Origin of the sequence: Paenibacillus sabuli, assembly GCF_014705605.1 — a bacterium.
GTDB classification, from domain to species: domain Bacteria; phylum Bacillota; class Bacilli; order Paenibacillales; family Paenibacillaceae; genus Paenibacillus_D; species Paenibacillus_D sabuli.
Map to the genome: position 1 here is coordinate 209,704 of NZ_JACXIZ010000007.1, position 16,260 is coordinate 225,963.

The following is a 16,260-nucleotide window of genomic DNA, read 5'->3' on the forward strand; positions in this document are numbered from 1 at the left end:
TCAAAAAGCCTCGACAATTGTCGAGGCTTCGAATGGATGGATGGAGCGGAAGACGGGAATCGAACCCGCGACCCTCGCCTTGGCAAGGCGATGCTCTACCGCTGAGCCACTTCCGCACGGTTAATCGGTTGTAAGTTGGTTTTAAGTCCATTTCTGGAATTCTCGCCGCCCATAAAAAAAGCCTTGCGCGCAAGGCTTCTCGATGACGGTATGGAGCGGGTGATGGGAATCGAACCCACGCCATCAGCTTGGAAGGCTGAGGTTCTACCATTGAACTACACCCGCATCTTTAGTGGTCGGGACGACACGATTTGAACATGCGACCCCCTGGTCCCAAACCAGGTGCTCTACCAAGCTGAGCTACGTCCCGTTACTGCTAAAAGATAAATGGCGCGCCCTGAGAGATTCGAACTCCCGGCCTTTTGATTCGTAGTCAAACGCTCTATCCAGCTGAGCTAAGGGCGCATATTGTATGGAGCGGAAGACGGGAATCGAACCCGCGACCCTCGCCTTGGCAAGGCGATGCTCTACCGCTGAGCCACTTCCGCATTTGCTTGATTTCGCCAAAACATCAAAGGCGACAAGTAATAATATATCAGGTATTCGGCAGGAATGCAAGCTTTTTTTTAAAAAAAATTGGGGGAACGCAGCACGACCTTGAACGCGGCGAATCGGACGCAACAGCGGGCAAAGGCGAGCGGCTCCCTCGTGTACGAGAGCCGCTTGCGTCTGTATGCTAAGAGCCGACGTTCACTCATACGACAGCAAGACGAAACGGCTGGCGGCGTCCTGCCCCGCGCTACGCGCCGACCGCCGCTAACGATTTCTTGCCGGCATCCTCCGCTGCCTGCTGCGGCGCGAGCGCGAACGGCAGACAGAGCGGTACGCCGGTACGCGGATCGGGCACGACATCCGCCTCGATGCCGAACACCTCGCGCAATATGTCGGGGGTCATGACTTCGGTTGGTGAGCCCTCGCCCGCGACACGGCCCTTCTTGATCGCGATCATATGGTCGGCGTAGCGCGAAGCGTGGTTGAGATCATGCACGACCATGACGATCGTTCGTCCTGCCTCGCCGTTTAACTTGTGCAGCAATTGAAGCACCTCGAGCTGATGCGCCATGTCGAGGAACGTGGTGGGTTCATCCAGGAACATGATATCCGTCTCCTGCGTGAGCGTCATCGCGATCCAGGCGCGCTGCCGCTGCCCCCCGGAGAGTTGGTCCACCGGACGCTCGGCGAATTCTGTCATAGCAGTCGCCTCCAGCGCCCAATTGACGACGCGGCGATCCTCCTTGCTCATCGAGCCGAAGCCCTTCTGATACGGAAAACGCCCGTAAGAGACGAGTTCGGTCACGGTCAGCCCGTCCGGAGAAGTCGGGTTCTGCGGCAGGATCGCCAGTTGCTTCGCCACTTCCTTCGTCGACTGCTTGTGAATCGATTTGCCGTCGAGCAACACGCTGCCGCTTGAAGGCGACATGATGCGCGCCAATGTTTTCAGGATCGTGGATTTGCCCGATCCGTTCGAACCGACCAGCGCCGTGATTTTGCCTTGAGGAATTGCAATATTCAGATCCTCCACAATTTTGCGTTTCTCATAAGCAATGTCCAGACCGGTGGTCGTCAAACGAATCATCGCAAACTTCACTCCTCTTAAAGTAGATTTTATAGTTTAGAATGATTACAGATAAATGATAATGATTCTTACTTGCATGAATTAATGATAATCGTTCTCAACTTTAATTGTCAACCATTTTTTTCACAATTCTGCTTGTGAAATGTTACAGCTTCGCGAGCGCGCCGCACAAATAAGCCGCCTGCAGGCCGTGTACCCGCTCGCTGAAATGGACGTGGTCGACGTAGACCTCGTCCGCCCCGAGCCAAGCAATAAGCCGCTCGCTAAACCCATACAAATCGATGGAATACCAGCCGAATTCGGCGACCAGCGCATCCGCCGTCTCATTGTAGGCGATGGTGTCCCGGTTAAAGCGATGGAACGCCATGCCGGGCCGGTCATTATGACGCGCATCCTCTACCGGCGTCGTCCGCACCCATACCCCTTCAACGCCGCGCCGCTGCATCAGCTCGAAGACGGCGCGCAGATTGCGCTGGTAATCCGCGATCTCGACCTGGACCTTGCCCGTGGCCGGATCAGTCTTGATATCATGCAGTCCGCAATTCAGCAGCAGCACCATGCCCGGCTTCCAAAAGCCCTCTGCGTCACGCTCGCACACGTACTCCAGCACCCTCGCGCTGTCGCCGCCGTTCATCTGCGCCGGACGGTCCAGGTCGGTATCCTCGGGGCCGCGCGCGCCCTTGCGGTCGTACACGTAGCTGCCCTCTACCATCGCCCGCAGTGCGGGGCCATACTGAATCGAGATACTGTCGCCAATCACAAATAGCGTCTTCATTTCGACCTCTCCTTTATCACTTGGCATAAAAGCTTCACCTCATTCCTATCATACCGCTGCATGCGGGGGATGCCAATACCGATTCGCGCAAGGCGCACTCGCGAACGAGGCCGCCGGCGCACAGATCATCGGGGCACGGAGGTAAGCGGAGCGCCCGTCCTACCGGCAGAGCCCGTCCGTGTGGACCCGCTCGGTATACATACCGAGCAGGTCCGATCGGGAGAGCCCCTAGCTCGGCTCCGGCTCGTACAGCGTCATCGTCCCGGAGCGCGCGTACAGTCCGAAATAACCGGGATCGTCGATCCGCTCCGCCTCCTCGTCGAGAGAGTAGAACACATTCTCGCCGTCGATATTCAGAATGAGCCGTACGCCGCCGCTCTCGTTGACCGCGCCGACCTGCACCCGGTGACGCTCGCCGAAGGGCAGCACATCGTTCGGAATGGCCGGTCCGCCCTGGCTCGTGTAGCCCGCCAGATTGCCGTAGATGACCGTGCGCTCGCCGCCGTTGAAGCGATGCAGCTCGATCACATCCGCCTTGAGGCAGATCAGATACAGATCATTGGTCGCGGTGCTGAAGCTCTCGTCCGGCTGCCGGCTGCGCAGCACGAGCGACGGCCAGCCGCCGCTGGCGTCGATGCGCAGATCCATCGTCAGCAGCTCGTCCTCGTACGTCTCCTCCTGATAGGTCGCGAAGCCGGAGGGCGTCGTCACGGCCAGGCTGCCGGACTGCGCTTGCAACGTACCGCTGCCCGCGATGTACCAGCCGGTATCGTCGGCGATGGCATCATCGAGCGGATACGCCGGATAGGCCAGCCCCGCCGGGTCGCCGTATTGGATGACCTCCACCGTGATCGTGGTCGCGCGGCTCTGCCCGCCCACGACCGCGCTCACCGTCAGCTCGGCGCTGCCGCCTCCCGTGGCGGCCATCAGCCCCTGGGCATCCACCGTGAAGACGTCCGTATCGCCGCTCGCGTAGACGACGGAGGTGACCGGCAGCCGCTGTCCGTACAGCGAGTGCGCCTCCACCTTCAGCTCCCGCTGCTCCTCCATCACCATCGTGTACGGATCGGCCAGCTCGTGCTTCGCCTTATTCTCGACGAAGTACACGCTCAGACGGTCGAAGGCATCGTCGACGTAGACCGGCACCTCGCGCTGCCACAGCATCTCGTCCGTCCGCACATGGACGCGGATGCGCGCGGCCCCCGCGCCGGCCGCATAGACGCTGCCCGCCGCGCTCACCTGGGCGACGGATGTATCGTCGCTCGTATACCAGATCGAGGCGCCGACGAGGCTGACCGGCTCGTCCTTGCCGGTAACCGCTCCAGCCTCCAGCACGGCGCTGTCCCCGGTATTCAGCTCCAGCTGCGCCGGCAGCACGATGCGCTCAGGCGTCTGTCCGGCGATATCCTGGTAAGCCGGCTCCAGTCCCGCACTCGCGATGATCGCCTGGGCCTCCGCCGGCCAATCGCCGTCCGGATGCAGCCGCGTATCGCTTTCGGAGACGTTCGTGCCGACGATCTTTTTGCCGGGAGCGGTCGTGTAATTGCGGTCATAATGCAAGTCGTGACTCGTCAAGGCCCCATTGACGAAAATCCACGACACCGGGAAAATCTCGTCCCACACCGGCGTCTCCCGCTGATCGATCACATTGCGCGCCGACGTCCAGAACGTCGAGCCTTCGTCATTGTAGATGACGCCGTAGCGGTTCATCTGATTGCGAATATAATTCTCCGTAATCGTATTCGGATTGGCCGCCGTGCCGCCTGTGCCGCCGACCGTATAGATCGCGCCGCCATCGTAGATGACATCCCCGAGCAGATCGTGGATGAAGTTGCCGTGAATGCGCACATCGCGCAGCGCCGAGGACTTCACGTACCCCAGGCCGTAGCCGGCCGTGATGCCGGTATAAGGGACGTTGAAGATTTCATTATGGCTCACCTCCGCACCCGATACGAAGCCGAGCCCGATCGCCGCCGACGAGCGGTAGTCGACGCCGATGTCGTGAATGTAGTTGTTGGTGATCGTCATATGCTTGAGCAGCTTGCGCGGATCGGACGGATTGGCGATCTCGTCGTCGTGCTTGGTCGTCTCGCCGACATTGATCGCGCTGCCCGACAGATCGTAGAAGCGGTTGCCGATGATCTGGCTCTCCTGGACCCCGTTCACCATCTTGATTCCGGCGATGCCGAGCTTCGCGAACGTATTGCGTTCGAAGCGGATATGCCGCGCCTTCTCGACCGTAATCGCGCCCGCCGGCAGCTTGTCGACGCCGTAGCGGAGCAGATTGTTCTGCGCGTCGGCATGGCCGAGATCCGAGCTCGGACGCAGCCAGGTCGTATACGCGAACGTCAGCCCTTCGAAATGAATGCCGTCCGCCGGCGTCGCCAGCGTCGTCCCTCGAATCGTCACCAGATCCTCTACGACCGGCGCGATCACCTCGGCCGTCGCCATGTTCTCGCCGGGACGCGGCATGTAATAGAACGTGTCGGTACTGCGGTCGAGATACCACTCGCCCGGCTCGTCGAGCAGTTCGTAGGCATTCTCGATATACCACGGCACTTCGATGCCCGAGCGGACCGTCACGTAGTCCCAGCCCGGCTGCCGCATCGTGATGACCGCCTGTCCGTCATCGGCGACGATCGTGTCGACGCCGCTGCGCGGGTTCACCCACTCGGTATGATACACGAATTCCAGGTCGCCGACATTGCCCCAGCCCGCGAGCTCCGGATCATCCGTGATATAGCCGCTCTCCGTCTTGACCGGATCGGTCAGCGGATCGTCCGCGCTGCGCGCCCGCACGCCGCGGATCCCGTTCACATAGAGCTGCCTCGTCTCGATGTCGGCGCCTGCAGACGCCTTGTAGATGCCGCGCGCGGCATCGTGCACCGTCCAGTCTGTGATCGTGCGGCCGCCGTCGATCACCGGCTCTTCCTCCGAATACGCCAGATAGCGAATCCAGTAATCATTGGTGCCCGAGTCGCGCTCGTCGAAGGCCAGCGTCTCCGTCTGCCGGTGCAGGCCGCCGCGCAGGTAGACGACGATATCCCCGGTCATGTCCCCATTGATCGTACGCACCGTATCGCGCGCCTGCTGCAGGGTGCGCAGCGGCTCGGCCAGCGTGCCCGGATTCGCATCGTCGCCATCCGGCGACACGTAGTACGTCGCCTGCACATTGCGCGCCACGACCGTCACGTCGGCGACTGCCGTGAAGCCGCCGTCATCGGTCAGCGCCGTGATCTGCGCGGTGCCCGGCTCTCGCGCGTACACACGGCCCTCGTCGTCCACCTCGGCGACCGCCGAATCGCTGCTGCTCCATGCGACCGCCGGATCGCTCGCATCGGCGGGCAGCACCGCCGCCGTCAGCGCCCGGTCCGAGCCGGCGGGCAGCGTCAGGGACGTGCGATCCAGCGTCACGCCGGTCACATCGCGCGCCTCCACCTCGATCGTCACGCTATCCGTGAGCGCGCCATCCGCCGTCACTGCGCTGAGCACCGCCGTGCCGTCGCCGAGTGCCGTCGCCCGGCCCAGCGGGTCAACCTCGATGACCGCAGGATCGCTGCTCGTCCAGGCCACCGCCCGGAAGGTCGGATCGACCGGCGTGAAGGCCGGCTCCAGCGTCAGCGTGCGGTGCAGGGCCAGCGTCTGCGGGATGGCGGACAGATCGAGTCCGGTCACCGCCTGATAGCTGTAATGCTGCAGATCGTCGAACAGCGCCGCGCCCGTGGAGAGCCGGTACAAGCCGAACTGAACCCGTGCGATGGCGTCGGTGCCCGCCGCCATATCCAGATCGAGCCGGACCGGATTGCCGTCCACATACAGCTCCCACCGGTCTTGCGTCGTATCGAGCGCGAGCTCGAAGCGATACATTCTGTTCGACTCGTAGGGCATCACTTCCTGCCAAGCGCCGTCCTGGATGACCCCGATCTTGCCGTTCTTGAGGAAGGCGGCCTGGGCCAGGGCCGCTCCCGCGCTGTCCCGCACGACGGCGGCGAACACCACTTCTTCCGTCTGCAGCGCCATCGCCTCGAAGGCGATCTTCATCTTGGCCGGCGAGCCCGGCACCGTCCGCGAGACGTACGCCGTGCTGGCGGTCGGCCCGGACTGCTCGATCAGCAGCGCCTTGCTCGTATGGTAGGGATGCTCGGCCACCTCCGCCGTCACGCCCGCAGCAGTCGGGTAGCTCAGCGCCCCCGGCTGCGCGCCCGGCGCAGCGCTCTCGAAGCGCTCGCTGAGCAGATCGCCCCCGGCCGTCACCTGCACCGCCAGCGTGTCCGCATAGTCGCCGTCGTCGCTGACGGCCGTGACGACCGCCGCGCCCGCCTGCAGCGCCGACAGCGTAGCGGTGCCGGCATCGACGTCGTAGACGACCGACACGACCGTGGGCGCGCTCGATGTCCAGCGCACCTGCTTGTTCGTCGCATAGAACGGCGTCAGCTCCGCCTCCACCTCGACGCTCTCGCCGGTCAGCAGATCCAGTTCCGGCGAAGCGGAGGCGATCGTCAGCGCCTCGACCGGCACGTCCGGCCCTGGCGGCACGGTCACCGTCGCTTCCGCGTAGGCCCCGCCGGCCGAGGTCGCCCGGATGACGGCGCTGCCGTAACCCCAGGCCGTCACTTCCCCGGCAGCGTCGACCCGCGCCACCGCGGGATCGCTCGACGTCCATGTAAGGGTATTCATAAATGGCGCCGAAGGCGCGACGGTCGCGCTCAGCTGCTCGCTCTGTCCGAGCGGCACGCTCAGCGTCGTCTCATCCAGCGCGACCTGCTGCGCGTAGATGTCCAGATCGTCGAAATACGCCGTGCCGATCGTCGTGCGGTACATCTGATACTCGACATTCGTCAGATCGTCGGCCGCCGCATTCTTGAACGCCAGCGGTCCGGCCCTGCGCACGCCGTCGATCCAGATGCTGTACTGCTGCGCCTCGGTATCGACCGCGGCTACGATCTCGTACCACACGTCCGCCTCGTACGGCTGCATGGCGACGGACCCGCTCGGCAGCTGATACCGGATGTTGCCGTCCGAGGACATGACAATCGCGGCCAACTGGGCCCGGCTGTCGTCGCGCAGCTCCAGCGCCAGCACCGTCGCGTCGGTCTGCGCCGCCATCGCCCGCGTACGCACGACATACTGGCCCGTAAGCGCGCTCGGATGCGTATAGCGCGCATACAGCCCGCTGGAGGCGGAGGTGGCCGTGCGGTCGATCTTCAGACTCTTGTCGCTCGCATCCGGCAGCTCCGCGACCCCGATCGTGCCGTCGGCCGAGCCGAACCGCCAGGCCGAGCCGCTCGGCAGGTCGCCGGTGGCGATACTGTCGTACGCCTCATGAACCAGTTCGCCCTCCCCCAGCGTCTCCGCTCCCGCCATACGTCCCTGCAGCGGCACGATTACACTCAGCAGGAGGCTGAGGGCGGTCGCCGCCGCCAGCCTCCTGTACCCATGCTTGCTCATCATCGTATGATTCCTCCCGTTCGGATTGGAATGACTCCTAGCTCCGAGGATGCCCGCTACAGGCGCACCTCGGCGCCGCGCTCCGCCGAAGCGTAGAGCGCAGTCAGAATCTTGATCATCGCCACGCCGTCCTGCGGCGCGAAGATCGGCGCTTCGCGGCCCAGCGCACATGCGACGAAATGATGAATGTTCAGCCCGTGCGGCGACTCCGTCTGCTTGCTCAGGCGCGGCACGATGTCGACCAGCGTCCGCTCGAGCTCGGTCATCAGCTTGAGCTCGCCGTTATTCAGGCGACAGCCGGCCTGCGTGCCGCGCAGCTCCACGTACTTCGAGCCTTCCTCGATATTCGCGGCCCAGCTGAATTCGAGCTGCAGCGTAGCGCCATTGTCGAAGCGAATCATCCCGGTCGCCAGGTCCTCGACATCGAAAACCCCGCCCTCCCTGGTAGCGCCGAAGCGGCTGTCGACCGAGTCGGACAGCGTCGAATCGGCGAACTTGCGATACGTCTCCCCGCTGACCGCGACCGGCTGCGGATTGCCCATCAGCCAGACGGCCAGATCGATCATATGCACGCCGAGGTCGATCAGCGGACCGCCGCCCGACAGCGCCTTGGTCGTGAACCAGCCGCCCCTGCCGGGGATGCCCCGCCGCCGGATCCAGCCGGCGCGGCCGGTGTAGATCTCGCCCATCGCGCCGCTGTCGATATAGCGCTTCAGGAATTGCGACGCCGCCGAGAAACGGTTGTTGCGCATCACCATCAGCACCTTGCCCGACTGCGCGGCCGCGTCCGCCATTCGCTGCGCCTCCTCGGGATTGACCGCGTCCGGCTTTTCGCAGAAGACATGCAGCCCGCGCGCCAGCGCCGCAATCGCAATCTCCGAATGATACAGATTCGAGGTGCAGATGTCGACGGCGTCGAGCTCCTCCGTCTCCAGCATCTCCTTGTAGTCCGTATAGATGCGCGCGACACCCGCTTGCGCAGCGGCCGCCTCGGCGGCCGGCCGATGCGCGTCGCATACGGCGACGATCTGCGCATCGGGATTCGCCGCCCACGCCGGCGCGTGCGATCCGGTATAGATTTTCCCGGTTCCGATGATGCCCACTCTCAACATGCTCATCTTACCCTCTCCTATTCCCGGTCCGGTACGCGCTCGAGCGGCGGTACCGCCTTGTAGTATCGCGGCGCTTCACGGCGCACCGGAGCCGCCCAGCGGATCGCATTGGCAATCACGCGCAGCACGTTGGCGTCCCGATACGTCGGGTACAGCTCGTGCCCCGGACGGAAGTAAAAAATCCGGCCTTGTCCTCGTGCGTAACAGCAGCCGCTGCGAAACACCTCGCCGCCTGCGAACCAGCTCGTGAACACGACCTCGTCCGGCCGCGGCACGTCGAAAAACTCGCCGTACATCTCCTCGCGCTCCAGCTCGAAATAAGCGCCCAGTCCCGCCGCGATCGGATGACTCGGCGCCGTCACCCATAGCCGTTCCTTCTCCCCGATGTCGCGGTACAGCAGCGAGCAGCTCGTGCCCATCAGCTTCTTGAACACCTTCGAATAATGCGCCGAATGCAGTGCGATCAATCCCATGCCGCCAAGCACCCGCGCGGCGACGCGGTCCACGACCGCATCCTCGACCTCGCGGTGCGCGGTATGGCCCCACCACAGCAGCACGTCGGTGTCGGCCAGCGCCTCCTCCGTCAGCCCGTGCTCCGGCTCGTCCAGCGTCGCCGTGCGAATGGTCAGATCAGCCGCCGCCAGCCGCTCCGCCAGGCAGCCGTGGATGCCGTCCGGGTAGATCCCGCCGACATCGGGACGGCGCCGCTCATGGCGGTATTCATTCCATATCGTGACCCTTAGTGTCATATTGCCCTCCCTCAGTCCTCCTCGCCGCCGTCGATGCCGCTGCGGTACTTCCCGGGCGTGACGCCCTCCAGCTTGCGGAAGGCGCGAATGAAGGCATGGCGGCCCAGATAGCCGACCTCGGCGGCGATATCGTCCAGCTTCAGTTCCGTCTCGCGCAGCAGCTCCTTGGCCGCCTCGATGCGGCGCCTCGTCACATAGTCGATGTACTTCTCGCCAACCACCTCCTTGAAGCTGCGGCTGAAGTGCCCCGGCGACATGCCGAGCTGACGGGCGAACTCCTCGATGCCCAGCTCGTCGCCGTAGTGCGCGTCGATGTGGGCGGTCACCCCGGCGAACAGCTCCCGCTCCGCGCCCCGCCGGCGCTCCGTGAACAACTCGTCCGCCGCTTCCTCCACGAAGGTCCGAATCTCGCCCTCGGTGTAACAGCGATGCAGCCGCTGGAACAGATGCGAGAACTGTGCGATGTCGACATCCTTGCGCTTGTCGTCCGCGATGGCGCGCAGCCACGTATTGAGGATATCCGTACACAGTTGGCGTACGGCCTCCGCCGTGGCGCGCCCCGCGGCGGCATGACCCAGCAACCGCCGCGCCAGCTCCCGCATCGCGGCGTATTGACCCGCTGCATGCAGCCTCGCCATCTCGTTGACGTGATCCTGCGAGAGGAAGCGCTCGGCATAGGCGGGCTCGTCGCCGCGTCCGTCCGCATCGGCGCACACCTCCGCGCCTGCCTCCAGACTGCGGCGACGGAGCAGCCGCAGCCCGTACGCGTACGAACGATGCAGCTCCCACACCGCCTCGACCGCCCGACCGACTCCGATCGTCGCATGCACGTCCTCCAGGTGCGCGTCCAGGATCGTCCGCAGCGCCTCTGCCTGGCGCAGCGCGTCCGATGCGGCCGCTTCGGACGCGCTTGCCGTCCGCGCCGCTTCCGCTCCGTCGTCGGGCAGCCGCACGATGCAGACCAGCAGCCCGCTACTCACCCGGCACTGCCAGAGCGCCCCGGGCAGCTCGCGCCGGATCGTCTCCTTGAGCGCCGTCAGGCGGAAGGTCTTGGCCGTCTCCGACAACCGCTCCCGGCCGCGCTCGTAATCGTCGAGCCGGATGCACAGCGCCGCCAGCCGACCGCCTCGGTCCTGCTCCAGATCGAGTCCGATCTCGGCCGCGTAATACCGTACCGACAGCGGATCGCGGAATTCGCCGAGCAGCAGCCGACTGACGAACGATTCGTGCATGACCGGCGCCATTCCGCTGATCGTCCGATTCATGTGACTGTGCTCGCGCAGCATCGTCTCCGACCAGCGCTGGATGAGCTCGAATTCATTGCCCTCCGGACGCCCGTCCTCCCCTGCCGCCGGCAAGCGGCTGCGGCTTAGCCGCGTCTTGATCTCGCGAATCGGCGAATACAGCCGCTTGCTGAAGCCGTACGACAGGAAGGCCCCGGTCAAGAACAAGAACAGCAGCAGCCCGATGCTCGCTCGCCGGATCAGCGCTGCCGGCTCGCGCAGCTCGCGGACGTCCGCGAGACTGACATAGACCCACGGATACTGCGTCGACTCGTCATAGGACAGCTGCAAGCGCCGGCCGTCCAGCGTCATATAGGCCGGCTCTCCGGCATGCTCGAGATAGATGTCCAATAGCGCCGTCCCGTCGATATCCGCGACGCCCGCCGCGGCCAGTGTCCGGCCCCGGCGGTCGACGATCGCCGTTGCGATCTCGCCGGATTGGCGAATCGCGATGGCCTGCTCGAGCTGCGCGACGTCGAGGTTCACGACGAGCAGCACGTCCGGCTCCGGGCTGCTGAACGGATAGCCCATGACGGCCGTTATATAGGTGCCGCTGTCATGGGCTGCGTTTTGATAGATGCCCTTCTGCTCGATCCGGACGGGCCCGGACCAAGCGATCAGCGCGCTGCCGTCGTAGAGACGGTCCGGCTGATCGCCACCCGAGTTATTCAGATACGTATAGTACAGCTCGCGCTCGAAGACGCCCTCCCCGGCGATCACGGTATGCTGTCCGGGCATGAGCAGATGGGCATTCGCGATAAGCGCGTGATTGCGCCCCAGCTGCTCCAGTTGATCGGTCAGCGTCACGATCCGGTCCAGCCGGACCTGATCCGCCGCCGGACGTTCCCGATCATGCACGAACCGCTTCAGTCCCGGACTCTCCAGGATCGCCACCATCTCCTCCCGGATGCGGCTGATCATGCCGTCCGTCTGCTCCGAGAAGTGTCCGATCAGGATGCCGCTAGAGGATTCGACCTCACGCTCAATCAGATCGACCACGTATACGTAAGTGAACAGACACGCGATCAGGGAAGGCACCAGCACCAGGACGAGAAAGCTTGCAAAAAACTGTCCGAAGACGCCAATCGATTTCCCGTTGAGCCGCCATGCTTTCATGCTGTCCATCCTTTCTGCTGCCGCCGCCTGTACGAACGAACGCCCCACTATTCCTTGCTACTTCCTATAATGAGGAGCGCCCGGCGGAATGTCCACATTCGCGGCCCTTCGGAGATCGAACTTACGGATTCTGGCGTGCGTACGCGCCGTTGTACATATCGCGCAGCTCGTGCGCGCCCAGCTTCACGCTCTGCTCCAGGAAGCTCGCGAACGATTCGTCGCTGATCGGCGTGCGCCCGGTTACGAATTCGGCCAGCTTCTGATCGATGTAGGACTGCAGGTTCGACAGCACATCCAGCTCCAGCTCGCTCTCCTCGTCGCTCAGCACGAGCGTGACCGGTTCCTTGACGAGTCCGTCGTACATCTCCTGCACCGCCTGCGCATCCTCGTCGTACACCTCCGCCTGACGCGCCTTCTCCATATTGAGTGTGATGCGCGGATAGAAGACACCATACTCCGACAGCAGCTTCGTGTACGGCGTCGGGCTCTCGAGGAACTTCGGCTCGCCGTCTACGAGGTGATAGGTCTCGCCCTCGATGCCGAGCGAGGTCAGATTCGAACCCTCCTCGCTGTACAGGTAATCAAGGAAGCGCGCGGCTATCTCCGGGGACTTGATGTCGCCGGCGATCGCGATGCCGTTGCTCGTGTTGTACCTGGCCCTGCCGTATACATAATTCTCGATGCCGTCCGCCGCGAACACCGGGATCGAGCTGAGCTTGTAGCCTTCGATCAGATTGGCCTGCGCGGCGTTGTTGTTGAAGGTCGACACGCGCGACTTGGAATAGTAGGAGATCAGCGACTTGCCCGACAGCATCCGCTCCTCCCACTGCGTGCCCGTCAAAATCGGGAACTCCGGATCGAGCAGCTCTTCGTCATACAGCCGCTGCAAAAATTCGATCGCCTCCCGGAAGCCCGGGTAGTCCGGCGTAAACGCATACGCCTCCGTCACGGGATCAAAAGCTACGAGTCCCTGCAAGCCGGTAAAGGAACGGATAATGGCCGTGAAGGCGCTGCTGTCCAAATAGAAGTTGCCGGATTGCGGCAAGAACGGATAGCTGTCCGGGTAGGCTTCCTTCATTGCCTTGAGCATATCGTAGAATTGCTCCGGACTAGCCGGCGCCTCCAGTCCGAGCTCCTCCATGACGTCCTGCCGCACCAGCCAGGCGTGCGGGAAGTCGACGCCCTCGATCAACGGAAAGGCGTAGATGCCGCCGTCGTCGCCGGTGACCAGCCGCTCGGCTTCGGGGGAGTCGGCGAGCAACTGTTTCACATTCGGCATCACGTCGAGGTAATTCTTCAGATTGAGAAATACGCCGTCCGGACCATACTTGCGCACGTCGGTATGGTTCACGACCATGAAGTCCGTCGGCGAATTGGTCGCAATCAGAATTTGTAACTTGTCTTCCAGCCCGCCCGCCGGGACCGGCTCGAACTCGATTTGCACATTGGTGTTCTTGAAGATCTCTTCATACGGCTTCCAATCGTCGCGAATCGGCGCCTCGCGCCGCTCCTGCACGAGCCACTTGTACGTAATCGGCGCCTCGCTCAGCAGACTGCCTTCGGTCTCGCCGATGGCGTTATCCTGCCCGCTTGAGGACTCGCCTGGCTGCTCAGTCGCGTTGCCGTCTTGCGCAGTCAGGTCATTCTCATTGCTTGAGCAGGCCGCGAGCAGCGTCATCGCCGCGAGCAGACAGGCCAGGGTCAGGATGGCCCCTTTGGCGCGTAATACGTTTAACATGTTGTTTTCCCTCCCTTTTTCTTGTTTCTTGCTTTTTATGTCAAGGCGAAACGGCGAGGCCGTCTATAACGCCGAGCAAGATTCGTTCCGAGAAATAGAGCGCCTTGTTCTACGTGTGAAACATAAGAGCTCGCTCTATTTCAAGGCGAAACGGCGAGGCCGTCTATAACGCCGAGCAAGATTCGTTCCGATAACCCTACCCCTTGATGCCGCCGATCATGCTGCCCTGCACGAAGTACTTCTGGATAAACGGGTACACGCATAAAATCGGCAGCGTCGCCACCATGATGACGGCGTACTTGATCGTTACCAGGAAGGTGCCGCTGTCCGCGACGTAGGTGTCGCTGGCCGCATCCTTGATGACGATGCCGCGCAGCAGGATCTGCAGCGGGTACATGGCGCGCTCGTTCAGGAAAATCAACGCGTCGAAAAAGGAATTCCACTGCTGTACGGCGGTGAACAAGCCGACCGTCATCATGACCGGCATCGAGAGCGGCAGGACGATGCGCAGCAGCACGCCCAGCGAGCCGCAGCCGTCGATCGTCGCCGCATCCTCGAGATCGGCGGGCAACGCTTCGAAGAACGTCCGCATCACGAACAGATACCAGGTATTGACGAGCGTCGGCAGCACGATCGCCCAGATCGTATTGATCATGCCGAGCTGTTGCACGACGAGGAAGGTCGGGATGAGTCCGCCGTTGAACAGCAGCGTGAACGCGGCCAGCAGCAGGATCAGCCGCCTCCCCGGCAGCCAGTGCTTGGCCAGCGGATACGCCATCATCGCCGTGATGAGCAGCGTCAGCCCCGTCTGCACAGCCGTATAACGAATCGTGTTCCAATAACTGGTCCACAGCTGCGGCAGCTCCAGCACCCGTTCGTAAGCGATCCAGGTCAGACCGCGCGGCACGAGATTGACCTCCCCGCTGGCGACGAGTCCAGGATTGCTGATCGAAGCGACCGCCACATAGACGATCGGATAGAGCGTGACAGCCGTCAGCGCCAGCATCAGCAGGACATTGACGGTGTCGAAGACACGCGAGCTCAAGCTTACTTTCATTGTCGTTTCCTCCTTACCACAAGCTCGTGTCGGACACCTTGCGGGCAATCCGGTTGGCCGCGATGACGAGCACCAGCCCGATGGCCGACTGGAACAGTCCGACGGCGGTGGCGAAGCTGAAGTCCGCGCCGAGCACGCCGCGCCGATAGACGAACGTGTTGATCACATCGGCCGTTTCGTAGATCATCGGATTGTAGAGCAGAATGATCTTCTGATACCCGATTTCCATCATATTGCCCAGGTTCAGAATGAACAGGATGACGATAACCGGAATCATGCCGACCAACGTAATGTGACGGACCTGCTGGAAGCGGTTCGCTCCGTCAATCCGCGCCGCTTCGTACAGCGTCGGGTCGATGCCCGCGATGGCCGCCAGGTACAGAATGGTGCCCCAACCGAGCTTTTGCCACACCTCCGTGCCGATATATATGGTACGAAACCACTCCGGCTGAGAGAGGAACATAATCCGATCAAGGCCGAGCCAATCGAGCAGATGGTTGACGATCCCGCTGTTCAGCGACAAAAAATTCACGGCCATGCCGACAATGACGACGGTCGAAAGAAAATACGGCATGTAGCTGACCGTCTGTACGAATCGCTTGAATAGCACATTGCGCAGCTCGTTAAGCAGCAGGGCCAGCAAAATCGGCGCCGGGAAATGAAAGAGCAGGTCGTAAATGTTGAGCAGAAACGTATTGCGGATCAGCTTCCAGGCATCGGGCGTCTTGTAGAAAAACGTCACGAACTGCTGCAGCCCGATCCACTGGCTGCCCCACACCCCCCGCGCCACGGAATAGTCCTGAAACGCGATCAGTACGCCATACATCGGGATATACTTAAAGACTACATAAAACAAAATGCCGGGCAGCATCAGCACGTACAGCATTTTGTGCCGGAGCATCGTTCTCCATAGGCTTCCCTTCGAGCCTCTCGCGGCGCGATGTTGATTTTGTTGCTGCGCGGATTGCGACATGTCTCACCTCTCCTGTCTGTCTCTTGCCTATCTATCTCTTGCCGATCTCCGCCGAAATCCGTCTATCCGGCGGATGTGTTCAGTGATCGCGGATCGCTTTCACCAAGTGTAGCGCTTTCACCTTTCGACAATCCCATCGTAGCGAATCGAGTAATTCGAAGTAAAGTTGCGATTTTTACCGGCTGCAACCGCGCAAAAAGCCTTGCTGCAGCGCGTTTTTTTGGGGAGGAGCCTTTTTTTGCAACCCATCGGCCCGTCTGTCCACTGCATCGCGCACACTTTGTCGCGTTCGGCTGCGCGCTGCCTTCGGTTCTTTCCGTGTTTGATTGCCGCGACTGCAGGTGAATAATGAAGGATACCATGTATTACGATA

At 62.4% G+C, this 16,260-nt stretch carries 9 protein-coding genes and 5 tRNA genes; all 14 read right to left on the reverse strand.

What is annotated here, in order from left to right:
• Positions 1–41 precede the first annotated feature (41 nt).
• The 14 genes from IDH44_RS02675 to IDH44_RS02740 all read right to left on the reverse strand — a co-directional run bounded on the left by IDH44_RS02675 (position 42) and on the right by IDH44_RS02740 (position 15,815).
• Positions 42–116, reverse strand: a tRNA-Gly gene (locus IDH44_RS02675).
• A gap of 95 nt (positions 117–211) precedes the next feature.
• Positions 212–285, reverse strand: a tRNA-Gly gene (locus IDH44_RS02680).
• 8 nt (positions 286–293) lie between these two features.
• Positions 294–370: transfer RNA gene (locus IDH44_RS02685), tRNA-Pro, on the reverse strand.
• Between the two features lie 18 nt (positions 371–388).
• Positions 389–465 (reverse strand) — tRNA-Arg (locus tag IDH44_RS02690).
• Between the two features lie 8 nt (positions 466–473).
• A tRNA-Gly gene (locus IDH44_RS02695) sits at positions 474–548 on the reverse strand.
• Positions 549–799: 251 nt separating this feature from the next.
• The gene (locus IDH44_RS02700; protein ID WP_190914420.1) at positions 800–1,636 is read right to left on the reverse strand and encodes an ABC transporter ATP-binding protein; all 837 of its coding nucleotides are present in this window, start codon (positions 1,634–1,636) and stop codon (positions 800–802) included.
• A 145-nt stretch (positions 1,637–1,781) separates the two neighbouring features.
• The gene (locus IDH44_RS02705; RefSeq protein WP_190914422.1) at positions 1,782–2,411 is read right to left on the reverse strand and encodes an SGNH/GDSL hydrolase family protein; all 630 of its coding nucleotides are present in this window, start codon (positions 2,409–2,411) and stop codon (positions 1,782–1,784) included.
• Positions 2,412–2,639: 228 nt separating this feature from the next.
• On the reverse strand, positions 2,640–7,862 hold the full coding sequence (locus IDH44_RS02710) for an Ig-like domain-containing protein (protein WP_190914424.1): 5,223 nt from the start codon (positions 7,860–7,862) through the stop codon (positions 2,640–2,642).
• A 53-nt stretch (positions 7,863–7,915) separates the two neighbouring features.
• Positions 7,916–8,977 (reverse strand): Gfo/Idh/MocA family protein, encoded by a 1,062-nt coding sequence (locus IDH44_RS02715; RefSeq protein WP_190914426.1) that lies wholly within the window; start codon positions 8,975–8,977, stop codon positions 7,916–7,918.
• A gap of 11 nt (positions 8,978–8,988) precedes the next feature.
• Positions 8,989–9,720: a ThuA domain-containing protein gene (locus tag IDH44_RS02720; protein WP_190914428.1), complete on the reverse strand. Its 732-nt coding sequence runs from the start codon at positions 9,718–9,720 to the stop codon at positions 8,989–8,991.
• Positions 9,721–9,731: 11 nt separating this feature from the next.
• A complete protein-coding gene (locus IDH44_RS02725; protein ID WP_190914430.1) occupies positions 9,732–12,119 on the reverse strand; it encodes a helix-turn-helix domain-containing protein in 2,388 nt (795 codons plus the stop codon).
• 121 nt (positions 12,120–12,240) lie between these two features.
• A complete protein-coding gene (locus IDH44_RS02730) occupies positions 12,241–13,857 on the reverse strand; it encodes an extracellular solute-binding protein (RefSeq protein WP_190914431.1) in 1,617 nt (538 codons plus the stop codon).
• Positions 13,858–14,053: 196 nt separating this feature from the next.
• Positions 14,054–14,914, reverse strand: a complete 861-nt coding sequence (locus tag IDH44_RS02735; protein WP_190914433.1) for a carbohydrate ABC transporter permease — start codon at positions 14,912–14,914, stop codon at positions 14,054–14,056.
• 13 nt (positions 14,915–14,927) lie between these two features.
• Entirely contained in the window at positions 14,928–15,815 is an 888-nt protein-coding gene (locus IDH44_RS02740) for an ABC transporter permease (RefSeq protein ID WP_223869306.1), read from the reverse strand.
• Positions 15,816–16,260 lie beyond the last annotated feature (445 nt).